Below are 15,131 nucleotides of genomic sequence, written 5' to 3' on the forward strand. Positions count from 1 at the left end.
CCAAGGCAATCGACATGACCGACATTCAGAATAAGAACTACATCATTGCCCTCGATCAGGGTACGACCAGCTCCCGCGCGATCATTTTCGACCGCGACGCGAACGTGGTCTGCACCGCACAACGCGAATTCGCCCAGCATTACCCGCAAGCCGGTTGGGTCGAACACGATCCGATGGAAATCTTCGCCACCCAGAGCGCGGTGATGGTCGAAGCGTTGGCCCAGGCCGGTCTGCATCACGATCAGGTCGCTGCCATCGGCATCACCAACCAGCGTGAAACCACCGTGGTCTGGGACAAGACCACCGGCCGTCCGGTGTACAACGCGATCGTCTGGCAATGCCGCCGCAGCACCGAGATCTGCCAGCAGCTCAAGCGCGACGGTCATGAAGACTACATCCGCGACACCACAGGTCTGGTCACCGACCCGTACTTCTCCGGCACCAAACTGAAGTGGATCCTCGACAACGTCGAAGGCAGCCGCGAGCGCGCGCGCAACGGCGAACTGCTGTTCGGCACTGTCGACAGCTGGCTGATCTGGAAATTTACCGGCGGCAAGGTCCACGTCACCGACTACACCAACGCCTCGCGCACCATGCTCTTCAACATCCACACGCTTGAGTGGGACGCGAAGATGCTGGAGATCCTCGACATCCCGCGCGAGATGCTGCCGGAAGTCAAAGCCTCCTCGGAAATCTACGGTCGCACCAAAAGCGGCATCGCCATCGGCGGTATCGCCGGCGACCAGCAGGCCGCGCTGTTCGGCCAGATGTGCGTCGAGCCGGGCCAGGCGAAAAACACCTACGGCACCGGTTGCTTCCTGCTGATGAACACCGGCGACAAAGCGGTGAAATCCCAGCACGGCATGCTGACCACCATCGCTTGCGGCCCACGCGGCGAAGTGGCTTACGCACTGGAAGGCGCTGTGTTCAACGGCGGTTCGACCGTGCAGTGGCTGCGCGATGAACTGAAAATCGTCAACGACGCCCACGACACCGAATACTTCGCCAATAAAGTGAAGGACAGCAACGGCGTCTATCTGGTGCCAGCCTTCACCGGCCTCGGCGCTCCCTACTGGGACCCGTATGCCCGTGGCGCCCTGTTCGGCCTGACCCGTGGCGTGCGTGTGGATCACATCATCCGCGCCGCACTGGAATCGATCGCCTACCAGACCCGCGACGTCCTCGATGCCATGCAACAGGACTCCGGCGAACGCCTCAAGGCCCTGCGCGTGGATGGCGGCGCAGTAGCGAACAACTTCCTCATGCAGTTCCAGGCCGACATCCTCGGCACCCAGGTCGAGCGTCCGAAAATGCGCGAAACCACGGCGCTCGGCGCAGCTTATCTGGCCGGCCTGGCGTGCGGTTTCTGGGGCAGCCTGGAAGAACTGCGCGGCAAGGCCGTGATCGAGCGCGAGTTCGAACCGAGCCTGGACGAGGCGGCAAAAGAGAAGCTGTATAAAGGCTGGAAAAAAGCCGTCAGCCGTACCCGTGACTGGGAACGTGAAGACGCTGAATAAGCCAAGCTGAGTACTCGTAACCTGTTGTAACTGGTAGGGAGCGGATTCCTGCGGCATCATGGGCAAATTTTGCACGGCAGCCCAAAGGAAGCCCCATGAATCTGCCTCCCCGTCAGCAGCAAATCCTCGAGCTGGTCCGCGAACGCGGCTATGTGAGCATCGAGGAAATGGCCACGCTGTTCGTTGTTACCCCGCAAACCATCCGCCGCGATATCAATCAACTGGCGGAAGCCAATCTGCTGCGTCGCTACCACGGCGGCGCCGCCTATGATTCCAGCGTCGAAAACACTGCCTATGCGATGCGCGCCGATCAGATGCGCGATGAAAAGCAACGCATCGGCGAAGCCATCGCCGCGCAGATTCCCGATCACGCCTCGCTGTTCATCAATATCGGCACGACGACCGAATCGATTGCCCGCGCCCTGCTCAATCACAGCCACCTGAAGATCATCACCAACAACCTGCACGTCGCTTCGATGCTCAGTGCCAAGGATGATTTCGATGTGCTGCTGACCGGCGGCAACGTGCGTCGCGACGGCGGTGTGGTGGGTCAGGCAAGCGTGGACTTCATCAACCAGTTCAAGGTCGACTTTGCGCTGGTGGGCATCAGCGGTATCGACGAAGACGGCAGCCTGCTCGACTTCGATTACCAGGAAGTGCGGGTGTCCCAGGCGATCATCGCCAATGCCCGGCAGGTGATCCTGGCGGCGGACTCCAGCAAGTTCGGCCGTAATGCGATGATCCGCCTCGGCCCGATCAGTCTGATCGATTGCCTGGTGACCGATCAGCAGCCGGTGCCAGCCCTGGCGCAACTGCTGAGCCAGCACAAGATTCGTCTGGAAGTCGTTTAACCCCCCTCCCGCATATAACTCCCTCCCGGTGAATTCTCGTTCCCACGCTCTGCGTGGGAATGCCGCCCGGGACGCTCTGCGTCCCATTCAGAAGCCGACGCAGAGCGTCAATGTATGCACTCCCACGCAGAGCGTGGGAACGATCAGTCCGCTCTGCGTGCAACGATCAGTGCTCTAACGCGCATCTTATGTTCGAAAATTTTCTTTTACCCGTCCTTCGATGAGTTTTTTCAATCGAAGTCGACTGGCTGCGCGCGTCTTTATGGGCTACCATTTTCGCAAATGAACATTCATGTTCGATTTCCAAGACAGAAAATCAAAAGAGCCCGAGGCCAGCCGATGTCCACATCTACCTTGCGTACGCCCCCTATCTCCGAGATCTACGACATCGCCGTCATCGGCGGCGGGATCAATGGCGTGGGGATCGCAGCGGATGCCGCCGGTCGCGGTCTTTCGGTGTTCCTTTGCGAAAAGGACGATCTGGCCAGCCACACCTCGTCGGCCAGCAGCAAGCTGATCCACGGTGGCCTGCGCTACCTCGAACATTACGAATTCCGTCTGGTGCGCGAAGCCCTGGCCGAACGCGAAGTGCTGCTGGCCAAGGCCCCGCACATCGTCAAGCCGATGCGTTTCGTGCTGCCGCACCGCCCGCACCTGCGTCCGGCGTGGATGATCCGTGCGGGCCTGTTCCTTTATGACCACCTCGGCAAGCGCGAAAAACTCGCAGGCTCGAAAAGCCTGAAGTTCGGCGCCGACAGCGCACTGAAAAGTGAAATCAGCAAAGGCTTCGAATACTCCGACTGCTGGGTCGACGACGCCCGCCTCGTGGTTCTGAACGCCATGGCCGCCCGCGAGAAAGGCGCGCACATTCACACCCAGACCCGTTGCGTCAGCGCCCGCCGCGCCAAGGGCCTGTGGCACCTGAACCTGGAACGCGCCGACGGCAGCCTGTTTTCGATCACCGCCAAAGCGCTGGTGAACGCCGCCGGCCCGTGGGTCGCCAAGTTCATCCGTGACGACCTGAAGATGGAGTCGCCGTACGGCATCCGTCTGATCCAGGGCAGCCACATCATCGTGCCGAAACTGTACGAAGGCGATCACGCGCACATCCTGCAAAACGAAGATCAGCGCATCGTTTTCACCATTCCGTACCTGAACAACCTGACCCTGATCGGCACCACCGACCGCGAATACACCGGCGATCCGGCCAAAGTGGCGATCACCGACGGCGAAACCGATTACCTGCTGAAAGTGGTCAACGCCCACTTCAAGAAGCAGATCAGCCGTGACGACATCCTGCACACCTACTCGGGCGTACGTCCGCTGTGCAACGACGAGTCCGACAACCCTTCGGCCGTGACCCGCGACTACACTCTGGCGCTGTCCGGCAGCACCGAAGAAGCGCCGCTGCTGTCGGTGTTCGGCGGCAAGCTGACCACCTATCGCAAGCTCGCCGAGTCAGCGATGGCGCAGCTGATGCCGTACTTCACCCAGATGCGCCCGAGCTGGACGGCCACCGCCACCCTGCCCGGCGGCGAGGACATGACCACGCCACAGGCCCTGAGCGCGCTGATCCGCGACAAGTTTGACTTCGTGCCGACCGAAATTGCACGCCGCTGGGCCACCACCTACGGCAGCCGCACCTGGCGCATGCTCGAAGGCGTCGACACCCTGGCCGACATGGGCGAACACATCGGTGGCGGGCTCTACACCCGTGAAGTCGATTACCTGTGCACTGAAGAGTGGGCCACCACGGCGCACGACATCCTGTGGCGTCGCAGCAAACTGGGCCTGTTCACCACGTCGAACGAGCAAGAGCGACTGGCGGCATACCTGAACAAGGTCGAGCAGAACCGCAGCAAGATCGAAGCGGCCTGATCCGTTCGTCGCTGAACAAAAAGCCCCTGAATCGAAAGATTCAGGGGCTTTTTGCATTCAGGCTGAAACAAGGCGCAATGAGGACGTTCGGTTTTCCGAACGCGACCTGACGGTCAATTCGGTTAACCGGATCAGATTCACGGAAAAACACCATCACAAAACTTTAATAACGTTATAAATCAATGAATTAACCTGTACTGACTGGTCTGGCACGACTCATGCTCTACACTCCTTCGACGAATGCCTGTTGCGCCAACACAACAGGAGCCGTCAGGCATTCGAAGTGCAAAGGGCCCGCTCAACCGGCTCCATAAAAAAAACAATGTCGAGGAAAATTTGATGCGCATCGTTCCCCATATCCTGGGCGCAGCCATTGCTGCCGCTCTGATCAGCACACCAGTTTTCGCTGCCGAACTCACCGGCACCCTTAAGAAGATCAAAGAGTCCGGCGTCATCACCCTGGGCCACCGTGACGCTTCCATTCCTTTCTCCTACATCGCTGACGCTTCCGGCAAGCCGGTCGGCTACTCCCACGATATCCAGCTGGCCATCGTCGAAGCGATCAAGAAAGACCTGGACCTGCCAAACCTGCAGGTCAAATACAACCTCGTGACTTCGCAAACCCGTATCCCGCTGGTGCAGAACGGCACCGTGGACGTCGAGTGCGGCTCCACCACCAACAACGTCGAGCGTCAGCAACAGGTCGACTTCTCCGTCGGCATCTTCGAAATCGGTACCCGTCTGCTGTCCAAGGCTGACTCCAAGTACAAGGATTTCGACGATCTGAAAGGCAAGAACGTCGTGACCACCGCCGGCACCACTTCCGAGCGCATCCTCAAGGCGATGAACGCCGACAAGCAGATGGGCATGAACGTGATCTCCGCCAAGGACCACGGTGAATCCTTCCAGATGCTGGAATCGGGTCGTGCCGTTGCGTTCATGATGGACGACGCCCTGCTGGCCGGCGAAGCCGCCAAGGCCAAGAAAGCCTCCGACTGGGCTGTAACCGGCACGCCACAGTCGTACGAAATCTATGGCTGCATGATGCGCAAGGGCGATGCGCCGTTCAAAAAGGCTGTCGACGACGCCATCAAGGCGACCTACGCCTCGGGCGAGATCAACAAGATCTACGAAAAATGGTTCATGCAGCCGATTCCGCCAAAAGGCCTGAACCTGAACTTCCCGATGAGCGACGAGCTCAAGGCCCTGATCGCCAATCCGACCGACAAAGCGGCTGACGACAAGAAATCCTGATTTCTGACTAACCTTATCCCCTGAGGAGGCGCCTGCCTTTTCAGGGGATGGTCACTCCCTGCTGGCATTTTCTGGAAACACTCGAACCGGTGGCTGTCGAGCCGATCGCGTGTGCCTGATTTTCACAATCAGGGCGGGAACGGAGCTTCCCCAGGCGGGCACTTGTACATCGATCGAATCGAGGGGAGACCCTAATGAATTACAACTGGGACTGGGGCGTGTTCTTCAAGTCCACCGGCGTGGGCAGCGAGACCTATCTCGACTGGTTCATTTCCGGTCTGGGCTGGACCATCGCCATCGCCATCGTGGCCTGGATCATCGCCCTGATACTCGGCTCGCTGCTGGGCATCATGCGCACCGTGCCGAACCGCATCGTGTCGGGCATCGCGACCTGCTACGTCGAACTGTTCCGTAACGTGCCGCTGCTGGTTCAGCTGTTCATCTGGTACTTCCTGGTGCCCGATCTGCTGCCGCCGGATCTGCAGGAGTGGTACAAGCAGGACCTGAACCCGACCACTTCGGCCTACCTGAGCGTTGTCGTCTGCCTGGGCCTGTTCACCGCCGCCCGTGTCTGCGAACAGGTTCGCACCGGTATCCAGGCGCTGCCACGCGGCCAGGAATCCGCTGCCCGCGCCATGGGTTTCAAGCTGCCGCAGATCTACTGGAACGTGCTGCTGCCTCAGGCCTACCGGATCATCATTCCGCCGCTCACCTCGGAATTCCTGAACGTGTTCAAGAACTCCTCCGTGGCGTCCCTGATCGGTCTGATGGAGCTGCTGGCGCAAACCAAACAGACCGCCGAATTCTCGGCCAACCTGTTTGAAGCGTTCACCCTGGCGACCCTGATCTATTTCACCCTCAACATGAGCCTGATGCTGCTGATGCGCATGGTCGAGAAGAAAGTCGCCGTGCCCGGCCTGATCTCCGTGGGGGGTAAATAATGGAATTCGATTTCAGTGGCATCGTTCCGGCCATTCCCGGCCTGTGGAACGGCATGCTGATGACCCTCAAGCTGATGGCGCTGGGCGTGGTCGGCGGGATCATCCTCGGCACCATCCTCGCGCTGATGCGCCTGTCCCACAGCAAACTGCTGTCGAGCATCGCCGGCGCGTACGTCAACTATTTCCGTTCGATCCCGCTGCTGCTGGTGATCACCTGGTTCTACCTGGCAGTGCCGTTCGTGCTGCGCTGGATCACCGGCGAAGACACCCCGATCGGCGCGTTCACCTCGTGCATCGTGGCGTTCATGATGTTCGAAGCGGCGTACTTCTGCGAAATCGTCCGGGCCGGCGTGCAGTCGATCCCGAAAGGCCAGATGGGCGCGGCGCAGGCACTGGGCATGACCTACGGCCAGATGATGCGCCTGATCATCCTGCCCCAGGCGTTCCGCAAGATGACCCCGCTGCTGCTGCAGCAGAGCATCATCCTGTTCCAGGACACCTCGCTGGTCTACACCGTGGGCCTGGTGGACTTCCTCAACGCCTCGCGCGCCAGTGGCGACATCATTGGCCGCTCGAATGAGTTCCTGATCTTCGCAGGTCTCGTGTACTTCACCATCAGCTTTGCCGCCTCGGTGCTGGTCAAGCGTCTGCAAAAAAGGTTCGCCGTATGATCTCTATCAAGAACATCAACAAGTGGTATGGGGACTTCCAGGTGCTGACCGATTGCAGCACCGAGGTCAAAAAGGGTGAAGTGATCGTGGTCTGCGGTCCGTCCGGTTCGGGCAAGTCGACCCTGATCAAGTGCGTCAACGCACTGGAGCCGTTCCAGAAAGGTGACATCGTGGTCGACGGCACGTCGATTGCCGATCCGAAGACCAACCTGCCGAAACTGCGCTCGCGCGTCGGCATGGTGTTCCAGCACTTCGAACTGTTCCCGCACCTGACCATCACCGAAAACCTGACCATCGCGCAGATCAAGGTGCTGGGCCGCAGCAAGGAAGAGGCGACCAAGAAAGGCCTGCAACTGCTCGAGCGCGTCGGCCTGTCGGCTCATGCCCACAAACATCCGGGCCAGTTGTCCGGCGGTCAGCAACAGCGTGTGGCGATCGCCCGTGCGCTGGCGATGGACCCGATCGTCATGCTGTTCGACGAACCGACCTCGGCGCTCGACCCGGAAATGGTCAACGAAGTGCTCGACGTGATGGTGCAGCTGGCCCACGAAGGCATGACCATGATGTGCGTGACCCATGAAATGGGCTTCGCCCGTAAAGTGGCCGACCGCGTGATCTTCATGGACGCCGGCAAGATCATCGAAGACTGCAAGAAAGAAGAGTTCTTTGGCGACATCAGCCAACGCTCCGAACGCGCGCAGCATTTCCTCGAGAAAATCCTGCAGCACTAAAAACGGCTGCATTCCCCGACATCCTCTGTCGGGGAATGCAGGTGGTTGACCCAAGGCATCTGTGATGAAATGCGACCCCACTCTCTATCGCGCCACGCCGCCATCACTTGCCGTGAAACCCCGTCTGATCCGCCACCTGTTCCTGCCGCCGCTGGTCATCGCCCTGATGGTCGGACTGGGTTACATCGGCTTCTGGACCAGTGAACATTTCGGCATCCGCAGCCTCGGCGAAAACGGCCAGCGCCAGCTGGAACTGCACGCCCGCGCGGTCGAAAGCGAGATCAGCAAATACACCTACCTGCCCAGCCTGCTGGAACTCGAATCGAGCGTTTCGCAGTTGCTGGACGACCCGACCCCGGAACACCGGCAAACGGTCAACGATTACCTTGAAGGCCTGAACCGGCGCAGCCGCAGTCGGGCCATCTACGTCATGGACACCACCGGCCGCGTCATGGCCACCAGCAACTGGCGCGACGTCGACAGTTATCTCGGTGAAGACCTGTCGTTCCGCGCCTACTTCCAGAACGCCATTCGCGGCCAGCCCGGACGCTTCTACGGGATCGGCAGCACCAACGGCGAACCCGGTTATTACCTGGCCCACGGCCTCGAAGAACACGGCAAGATCATCGGCGTCGCGGTGGTCAAGGTGCGCCTGGAAGCCTTGGAAGAACGCTGGCAACGGGCGCGCCTCGAAGCCTTCGTCAGCGATGAAAACGGCATCATCATTCTCTCCAGCGATCCGGCCCGGCGCCTGAAATCGGTCATTCCGCTGAGCGACGAGACCAAGGAAAAACTCGCCCGCAGCCTGCAGTACTACTGGTTTCCGCTGAACGAACTGCAACCGCTGGCCCGCGAAACCCTGTCCGAAGGTGTGGAGAAACTCACCTTCCCGGCCAACAGCGAAGTGCCGAGCCAACAGGATGGCGATGAGGAAAACATCAGCTATCTGGCGCAAACCCGACCGCTGAGCGATACCCCGTGGAATTTCACTCTGCTCACGCCGTTGCAGGATCTGCGGCGCGAGGCGATCAATCAGGGGATTCTGGTGGCAGTCGCCTTTGCGCTCGTGGCATTCCTGCTGATCGCCTGGAACGAACGGCGCAAGGTCATCGCCACCCGCCTCGCCGCCCGTGAAGCCCTGCAGGAAGCCAACAATCAGCTGGAGCGTCGGATTACCGAACGCACCGCCGACCTGCGCGCCAGCAACGACCGGCTCAAGAGCCAGATCCGCGAACGGCGTCAGGCCGAGGAGACTTTGCGCCGTGCCCAGGACGAACTGGTGCAGGCCGGCAAACTCGCGGCGATCGGCCAGATGTCCACCAGCATCGCCCACGAACTGAACCAGCCGCTGGCGGCGATGCGCACACTGTCGGGCAACACCATCCGCTTCCTTGAACGCGGCCAGCTCGATGTCGCCAGCACCAACCTCAAGACCATCAACGACCTGATCGACCGCATGGGCCGGATCACCGCCAGCCTGCGCTCCTTCGCCCGGCGCGGTGACGACAAGGGTCGCGCCAGCCTTGGCAAAGCGGTGGATGCCGCGCTGCAAGTGCTCGGCGCCCGCGTCGAAAGTGCCTCCCTGCAACTGCATCGCCAGTTCGACGACGTGCAGGTGCAGATCGACCAGACGCGCCTGGAACAGATTCTGGTCAACCTGATCGGCAACGCCCTCGACGCCATGCAGGCGCAACCGCTGCCGGAGCTGTGGCTGGAAGGCGAAGAATTCAACGGCAAATATCGCCTGCGGGTGCGCGACAACGGTCACGGCATCGACGCCGAAGCCCGCAAGCACCTGTTCGAACCGTTCTTCACCACCAAGCCCGGCGAACAGGGTCTCGGCCTCGGCCTGACCCTGTCGGCCAGTCTGGCGGCCGCCACCGGCGGGCATCTGGGTGTCGAACACCCGGCCAGCGGTGGTACCACTTTCGTCCTCAGTTTACCGTTGGTAAGCCCTACTCCTGCCGAGCCAATATGAACAACGACCTCAGTGTATTGATCGTCGAAGACGACCCCCATGTCCTGCTCGGCTGCCAGCAGGCGCTGACGCTGGAAGACATTCCCTGCATCGGCGTGGGCAGTGCCGAAGAAGCGCTGGAGCAGGTCGGTGACAACTTCGCCGGGATCGTCATCAGCGACATTCGCCTGCCGGGCATCGACGGCCTGGAACTGCTGACCCGGCTCAAGCAGCGCGACCGCAGCCTGCCGGTGGTGTTGATCACCGGCCACGGCGACATCTCCATGGCCGTCGGCGCGATGCAGAAAGGCGCCTACGACTTCATGGAGAAACCGTTCTCCCCAGAACGACTGGTGGACGTGGCCCGCCGAGCCCTCGAACAACGCAGCCTGAATCGCGAAGTCTCGTCCCTGCGCCGGCAACTGGCCGAACGCGATTCCCTTGAAGGTCGGATCATCGGCCGTTCGCCAGCCATGCAGAACCTGCGCGAGCTGATCGCCAACGTCGCCGACACCTCGGCTAATGTGCTGATCGAAGGCGAAACCGGTACCGGCAAGGAACTGGTCGCCCGTTGCCTGCATGATTTCAGCCGCCGTCACAGCAAACAGTTCGTTGCGCTGAACTGCGGCGGGCTGCCGGAAAACCTGTTTGAAAGCGAAATCTTCGGTCACGAGGCCAACGCCTTCACCGGCGCCGGCAAGCGGCGGATCGGCAAGATCGAACACGCCGACGGCGGCACGCTGTTCCTCGATGAAGTGGAAAGCATGCCGCTGCCGTTGCAGATCAAACTGCTGCGGGTGTTGCAGGAGCGCACTCTCGAACGCCTCGGCTCGAACCAGAGCGTGGCGGTGGATTGCCGGGTGATCGCAGCCACCAAGTCCGACCTCGACGAATCGAGCAAGGCTGGGGAATTTCGCAGTGACCTGTACTACCGCCTCAACGTGGTAACGCTGGAACTGCCGCCCCTGCGCGAACGCCGCGAAGACATCCTGCAACTGTTCGAACACTTCACCCAGCAATCGGCCCTGCGTTTCGACCGCGCGCTGCCGGAGCTGGACAACCAGACCCTGTCGAGCCTGATGAGCCACGACTGGCCGGGCAACGTGCGCGAACTGCGTAACGTCGCCGAGCGTTTTGCCCTCGGCCTGCCAGCGTTCAAGAAAACCGGCGCGGGTAGCGCAGGTCAGGGACTGGCCTTCGCCGAAGCGGTGGAAGCGTTCGAGCGCAACCTGCTCAGCGACGCCCTGCAACGCAGCGGCGGCAACCTGACCCAGGCCAGCCTGGAACTGGGCATGGCCAAGACCACGTTGTTCGACAAAGTGAAAAAATACGGCCTGAGCCATTAAGCGAGAACGACGTGGATCTGATTTTCAAGGCAATGCTCGGCGCGGCCGTGGTGGTGATCCTCGCCATGCTGGCCAAGACCAAAAACTACTACATCGCAGGGCTGGTGCCGCTGTTCCCGACCTTCGCCCTGATCGCCCACTACATTGTCGGCAAGGGCCGTTCGATCGACGACCTGAAGACCACCATCGTTTTCGGCATGTGGTCGATCATTCCGTACTTCGTCTATCTGGCGACCTTGTACGTGATGGTCGACCGCATGCGCCTAGAGGCTTCGCTGGCGGTCGCGGCGGTGGCGTGGCTGATGGCGGCGACGGTGCTGGTGTCGGTGTGGGTGCGGCTTCACGCCTGAATCAGACGTAGGTATCGGTGCACCGCTCGTCTGAAAATCACGATGACCTGTTAGATCTGACAGTAGACGGACCTCATCGGTAGCTGCTCAATCTCCCTATACGCAGGGGACTGCAGCGCTACCTTACTTGAGGCAAAAACATGGTCAGCCTATCGAGCAACACTAACGCTTCGACTCAGCAACTTGTCTTTTCAACGGATCACGACCCCTTGCGCATAATGGCGGATGTCCCGCCGTTCATTCCGGGGGCGAAAGCGCTGGCAAATAACGTCTACGGCGTGAATCGAAACATGGTGAATAGCGATCGACGGGGACTATTGGGTTACTTTTTCCCGTACTCGGACATGGACAGTCTGGACTTCATACAGTTACTCATCGGGACACCTCCCAGACCTGTCGGCGACCCCATTTCGGTAGGATCTAACGTCGACAAACCGGTACCGTTTTACCTGCCGTCTGATCTTCTGAATCAGTTGTTTTCCTCCCCCATCCCCATGCCTGATGCGTTGCCGTTGGTGTTCAAAGTCACACGTCCGAGCGGAAATACAAATACCTCTCCGCCCCTGCCTCTGCTGTTCAAACCCTTCGGTCCCGGTGAAGCAGATACACGGCCCGACCTGCCCAACAACCAGGGACTGGCACTGCCAATTCCCTCGGAGACGGTAATTGACAAACCCGTGCTGGACAATGGCATGACCGTCACTGTGCCGCAGTACCGGTATCAGGCAATCGGCGACACGGTTTATCTGATGGTTGGCCCGCTTGTCCTGAGCGTAACGGTCACCGCTTTGGGGGAGGTATTTTTTGACTTGCTTCCCGAATTTCTGGCCAGGCTGCCCAACACCGACAAGGTGGCGCTCAGTTATGAACTCGAAGACCGGGTGCACAACGCCAGTGGATGGTCAAGCGCAGTCATGCTGTCCCTGAAGCCTACCGCTGTGCTTCTCCCGCCCCCCCAGGTAGATGAAACGGATGCTGCAAACAATCTCGACTACAGCAGCCTAGCCGGCGCTGCGGCAACAGTTCTTTTGACGGACCAATTCAGCATTGGCGATAACTTACTACTCACCATTGTCCTGTTTACTTCCCGGGGTGACCGGGTCGAACATGTGATCGAAAGGACGATGGAGGCCAACAGCCGGCTTTTGCAAATACCGTTGCCAAACGAGCTCATTCGAAACGTCATCAAAGGTCTGTTTACGCTCAGCTACACGAAAAAACGCGGCACGATCACTCAGAGCTCCAAGTCCGCTACCGTTACCGTCAGCGCAAGCAAATCCGAAAACCCCGCCGCTGCCCCGACCATTACCGAACAGAAAGGAGACGAACTACCTGCGGACACCACGCTGGCGCATGTCGTGATCCCCAAATACTGGCCTTTGGCCAACGATGCAAAGATGACAATGTTCTGGCAGATAACCGGATCAGACGGGGTGGTGAACATGTATATGTTCAGACAATTCATTGTCGATGCAACCCAGGAGGTTGTCTTCACAGTGCCAGCCGACTACACCAAACGGTTCGCAAGCAAGCGATTGATCGTTGCCTACGAAATCGAAAATCCGGGAACGCCCTCAGTGCAGTCCGAGCTGTTGCTGCTTCAGATCGGTGCCTTACAAACGCAGACGCCTACAATTACCGCAACAATCAACACTCAGACAAACCAGCCTGTACTCAATGGGGGTACCACGACGGCAGTCAGTGTGACCGTGAGCGGCAGCTCGTCGGAAGACGAAAACCTGCAGATTCTGAACGGAAGCACACCGCTCGGTAATACGACAGCAAGATCGACCGGCAAATGGGACTTCACCTTTGTAGTCGCTGCACCAAATACTTATCAAATAATGGCCAAAGCGCTGTCCGGGACCAACCCACTCTCGAACACGTGGACGTTCAAAGTTGTCGCGCCTTTGAGCCTGGGCCAGAATCACTCACAGAATGCACAAGGCTGTTACAACTTCCGGGGAGTCAATCCACAATCACCACTGGCGCAAGGCATTTACCATCGATCCGCCACAGGAGGCACCCCACCATTCCGGTACTACTCTTCAAATCCGTCGGTCGCCTGGATAGATATAAACACCGGAAGAGTGCATGCGACGGGCAACGGGACAGCAATAATCTGGGTTTATGACAGTGCAGGTGGCACTGCGTTTTACGCCATCACTTTTTACAATGTTCAACGACTCGAATTCGGTTACACCACTTGGACCCCACCGGACCAACCCAACCTGGCAAACTACGGATTGACGCTAGGGGAGCTGGAAGTCGTCAGGAGAACGTACCGCGGCCCGGCGGGTACCGCGACCCAAAGAATGGGCTTGCCAAACGAACTGTATTGGTCAAAAGAAAATGTTCTTTACAACCCCGATGGTTCCTGGAGTCCGAACGCTTGGGCGATGTGGCTTTCCAGTATGGGTTCTGACTTAGGCATCTCAGCTTACGGAGAACGACGAGCCTGGCTTTATAAGATCGCAGGATGATTGGCAAGACGACAAACGCGCGGATCGGAGAAGCCTTGGCGACTGACACCCCCGAGGCTTCGCCCTACTCTCCCTACAACAAATTCCCTTCCGCCACCGGCTCGATCTGCGCCCAGTGCGACGTGTCTTCGCGGTGCTCGCGCAGATACGGCAACACCGCCGCCAGCAACGGCTCCTTGAACGCTTCCTGAAAACGGTGCGCCAGCCCCGGAATCAGCCGCAGCTGACTACCACGAATGTGTGCCGCCAGATGTACGCCGTGCATCACCGGCAACAAAGGATCCGCCGTGCCATGCACTACCAGCGTCGGGACGCGTAGTTGATTGAGCAACGCCACCCGGCTCGGTTCGGCGAGGATCGCCATGATCTGGCGCTTCACGCCTTCGGGATTGAACGCTCGGTCATAGGACAGCGCCGCTTGATGCAGCAACGCCTCGCGATCATCGCTGACTGAAGGACTGCCCAGCGCCGCCAGCAGATCGGCCTGTTGCTCAAGCGCGATCTGGCGATTGGGCGCGCCACGTCGTGCCAGCAACTGCACCAACGCCGCGCTCGGCGCCGGCAACCCTTCGGCGCCGGAGCTGGTCATGATCAGCGTCAGGCTCTCGACCCGTTGCGGCGCCATGGCCGCCATGTGCTGGGCGATCATCCCGCCCATGCTCGCGCCGAGCACGTGAAATTGCTCGACGTGCAACGCATCCATCAGGCCCAGCGCATCATAGGCCATGTCGGTCAGGCTGTAAGGCGCCGCCACCGGCAGGCCGAGCTTGTAGCGCAGTACCTCAAAAGTCAGGTTGGCTTCCACCGGCGTCTGGCGCCAGGTCGACAGACCGACATCGCGGTTGTCATAACGGATCACCCGAAAGCCTTGCTGACACAGCGCAACCACCACTTCATCCGGCCAGTGGATCAACTGCCCACCCAGGCCCATCACCAGCAACAGCGCCGGATCCGACGCACGACCGATGCTCTGGTAGGCCAGGCTCACCTGCTCCAGATCGACCCGTTCGGTCGGTACATTGACGTCGCAACGCGACGCCGCATTGGACGCCGGAACGAAAAAAACCGCGGCCAACAACGCCGCGATTGCAAAAAATCCCTTGAACATGAAAAACACCGAAACGCAGAACCCCAGTAGAGCGCGAGTCTGAT

At 59.8% G+C, this 15,131-nt stretch carries 12 protein-coding genes; 11 read left to right on the forward strand and 1 reads right to left on the reverse strand.

The genetic code is table 11. The features are described from left to right. Positions 1–14 precede the first annotated feature (14 nt). From glpK to GQX66_RS06990, 11 genes are all read left to right on the forward strand, one after another. Positions 15–1,517, forward strand: a complete 1,503-nt coding sequence (glpK, locus tag GQX66_RS06940) for a glycerol kinase GlpK (protein WP_039765827.1) — start codon at positions 15–17, stop codon at positions 1,515–1,517. 95 nt (positions 1,518–1,612) lie between these two features. Next, on the forward strand, positions 1,613–2,368 hold the full coding sequence (locus GQX66_RS06945; protein ID WP_007953179.1) for a DeoR/GlpR family transcriptional regulator: 756 nt from the start codon (positions 1,613–1,615) through the stop codon (positions 2,366–2,368). 339 nt (positions 2,369–2,707) lie between these two features. Further along, a complete protein-coding gene (glpD, locus tag GQX66_RS06950) occupies positions 2,708–4,246 on the forward strand; it encodes a glycerol-3-phosphate dehydrogenase (protein WP_085745277.1) in 1,539 nt (512 codons plus the stop codon). Between the two features lie 339 nt (positions 4,247–4,585). Next, complete coding sequence (locus GQX66_RS06955) at positions 4,586–5,500, forward strand: glutamate/aspartate ABC transporter substrate-binding protein (RefSeq protein WP_039765825.1); 915 nt, start codon at positions 4,586–4,588, stop codon at positions 5,498–5,500. Positions 5,501–5,694: 194 nt separating this feature from the next. Continuing rightward, positions 5,695–6,441, forward strand: a complete 747-nt coding sequence (locus tag GQX66_RS06960; protein WP_085745278.1) for an amino acid ABC transporter permease — start codon at positions 5,695–5,697, stop codon at positions 6,439–6,441. After that, a complete protein-coding gene (locus tag GQX66_RS06965) occupies positions 6,441–7,112 on the forward strand; it encodes an ABC transporter permease subunit (RefSeq protein ID WP_007953172.1) in 672 nt (223 codons plus the stop codon). Before GQX66_RS06960 ends, GQX66_RS06965 begins: the two co-directional genes overlap by 1 nt. Then, positions 7,109–7,843 (forward strand): amino acid ABC transporter ATP-binding protein, encoded by a 735-nt coding sequence (locus GQX66_RS06970; RefSeq protein WP_007953170.1) that lies wholly within the window; start codon positions 7,109–7,111, stop codon positions 7,841–7,843. The genes GQX66_RS06965 and GQX66_RS06970 overlap by 4 nt, the downstream gene beginning before the upstream one ends. A gap of 64 nt (positions 7,844–7,907) precedes the next feature. Further along, positions 7,908–9,821: a sensor histidine kinase gene (locus tag GQX66_RS06975; protein ID WP_085745279.1), complete on the forward strand. Its 1,914-nt coding sequence runs from the start codon at positions 7,908–7,910 to the stop codon at positions 9,819–9,821. Next, positions 9,818–11,146, forward strand: coding sequence for a sigma-54 dependent transcriptional regulator (locus GQX66_RS06980; RefSeq protein ID WP_039765821.1), 1,329 nt, complete (start codon positions 9,818–9,820; stop codon positions 11,144–11,146). Before GQX66_RS06975 ends, GQX66_RS06980 begins: the two co-directional genes overlap by 4 nt. A gap of 20 nt (positions 11,147–11,166) precedes the next feature. Beyond that, on the forward strand, positions 11,167–11,496 hold the full coding sequence (locus GQX66_RS06985) for a GlpM family protein (RefSeq protein ID WP_162831789.1): 330 nt from the start codon (positions 11,167–11,169) through the stop codon (positions 11,494–11,496). Between the two features lie 140 nt (positions 11,497–11,636). Then, the gene (locus GQX66_RS06990; RefSeq protein ID WP_085745280.1) at positions 11,637–13,979 is read left to right on the forward strand and encodes a hypothetical protein; all 2,343 of its coding nucleotides are present in this window, start codon (positions 11,637–11,639) and stop codon (positions 13,977–13,979) included. A gap of 73 nt (positions 13,980–14,052) precedes the next feature. On the opposite strand, the gene GQX66_RS06995 is transcribed toward GQX66_RS06990, so the two are convergent. Continuing rightward, positions 14,053–15,087 carry an alpha/beta hydrolase gene (locus GQX66_RS06995; protein ID WP_240867731.1) on the reverse strand — a complete coding sequence of 345 codons (1,035 nt, stop codon included), beginning with the start codon at positions 15,085–15,087 and terminating at the stop codon, positions 14,053–14,055. Positions 15,088–15,131: the final 44 nt, after the last annotated feature.

It is taken from the genome of Pseudomonas sp. B707 (genome assembly GCF_022496685.1).
In the GTDB taxonomy this organism is placed as follows: domain Bacteria; phylum Pseudomonadota; class Gammaproteobacteria; order Pseudomonadales; family Pseudomonadaceae; genus Aquipseudomonas; species Aquipseudomonas paraglycinae.

Bases quoted from the DNA above. Each gene is read 5' to 3' on its own strand.
- glpK (WP_039765827.1), top strand. From the start codon at position 15: ATGACCGACATTCAGAATAAGAACTACATCATTGCCCTCGATCAGGGT.
- GQX66_RS06945 (WP_007953179.1), top strand. From the start codon at position 1,613: ATGAATCTGCCTCCCCGTCAGCAGCAAATCCTCGAGCTGGTCCGCGAA.
- glpD (WP_085745277.1), top strand. From the start codon at position 2,708: ATGTCCACATCTACCTTGCGTACGCCCCCTATCTCCGAGATCTACGAC.
- GQX66_RS06955 (WP_039765825.1), top strand. From the start codon at position 4,586: ATGCGCATCGTTCCCCATATCCTGGGCGCAGCCATTGCTGCCGCTCTG.
- GQX66_RS06960 (WP_085745278.1), top strand. From the start codon at position 5,695: ATGAATTACAACTGGGACTGGGGCGTGTTCTTCAAGTCCACCGGCGTG.
- GQX66_RS06965 (WP_007953172.1), top strand. From the start codon at position 6,441: ATGGAATTCGATTTCAGTGGCATCGTTCCGGCCATTCCCGGCCTGTGG.
- GQX66_RS06970 (WP_007953170.1), top strand. From the start codon at position 7,109: ATGATCTCTATCAAGAACATCAACAAGTGGTATGGGGACTTCCAGGTG.
- GQX66_RS06975 (WP_085745279.1), top strand. From the start codon at position 7,908: ATGAAATGCGACCCCACTCTCTATCGCGCCACGCCGCCATCACTTGCC.
- GQX66_RS06980 (WP_039765821.1), top strand. From the start codon at position 9,818: ATGAACAACGACCTCAGTGTATTGATCGTCGAAGACGACCCCCATGTC.
- GQX66_RS06990 (WP_085745280.1), top strand. From the start codon at position 11,637: ATGGTCAGCCTATCGAGCAACACTAACGCTTCGACTCAGCAACTTGTC.
- GQX66_RS06995 (WP_240867731.1), bottom strand. From the start codon at position 15,087: ATGTTCAAGGGATTTTTTGCAATCGCGGCGTTGTTGGCCGCGGTTTTT.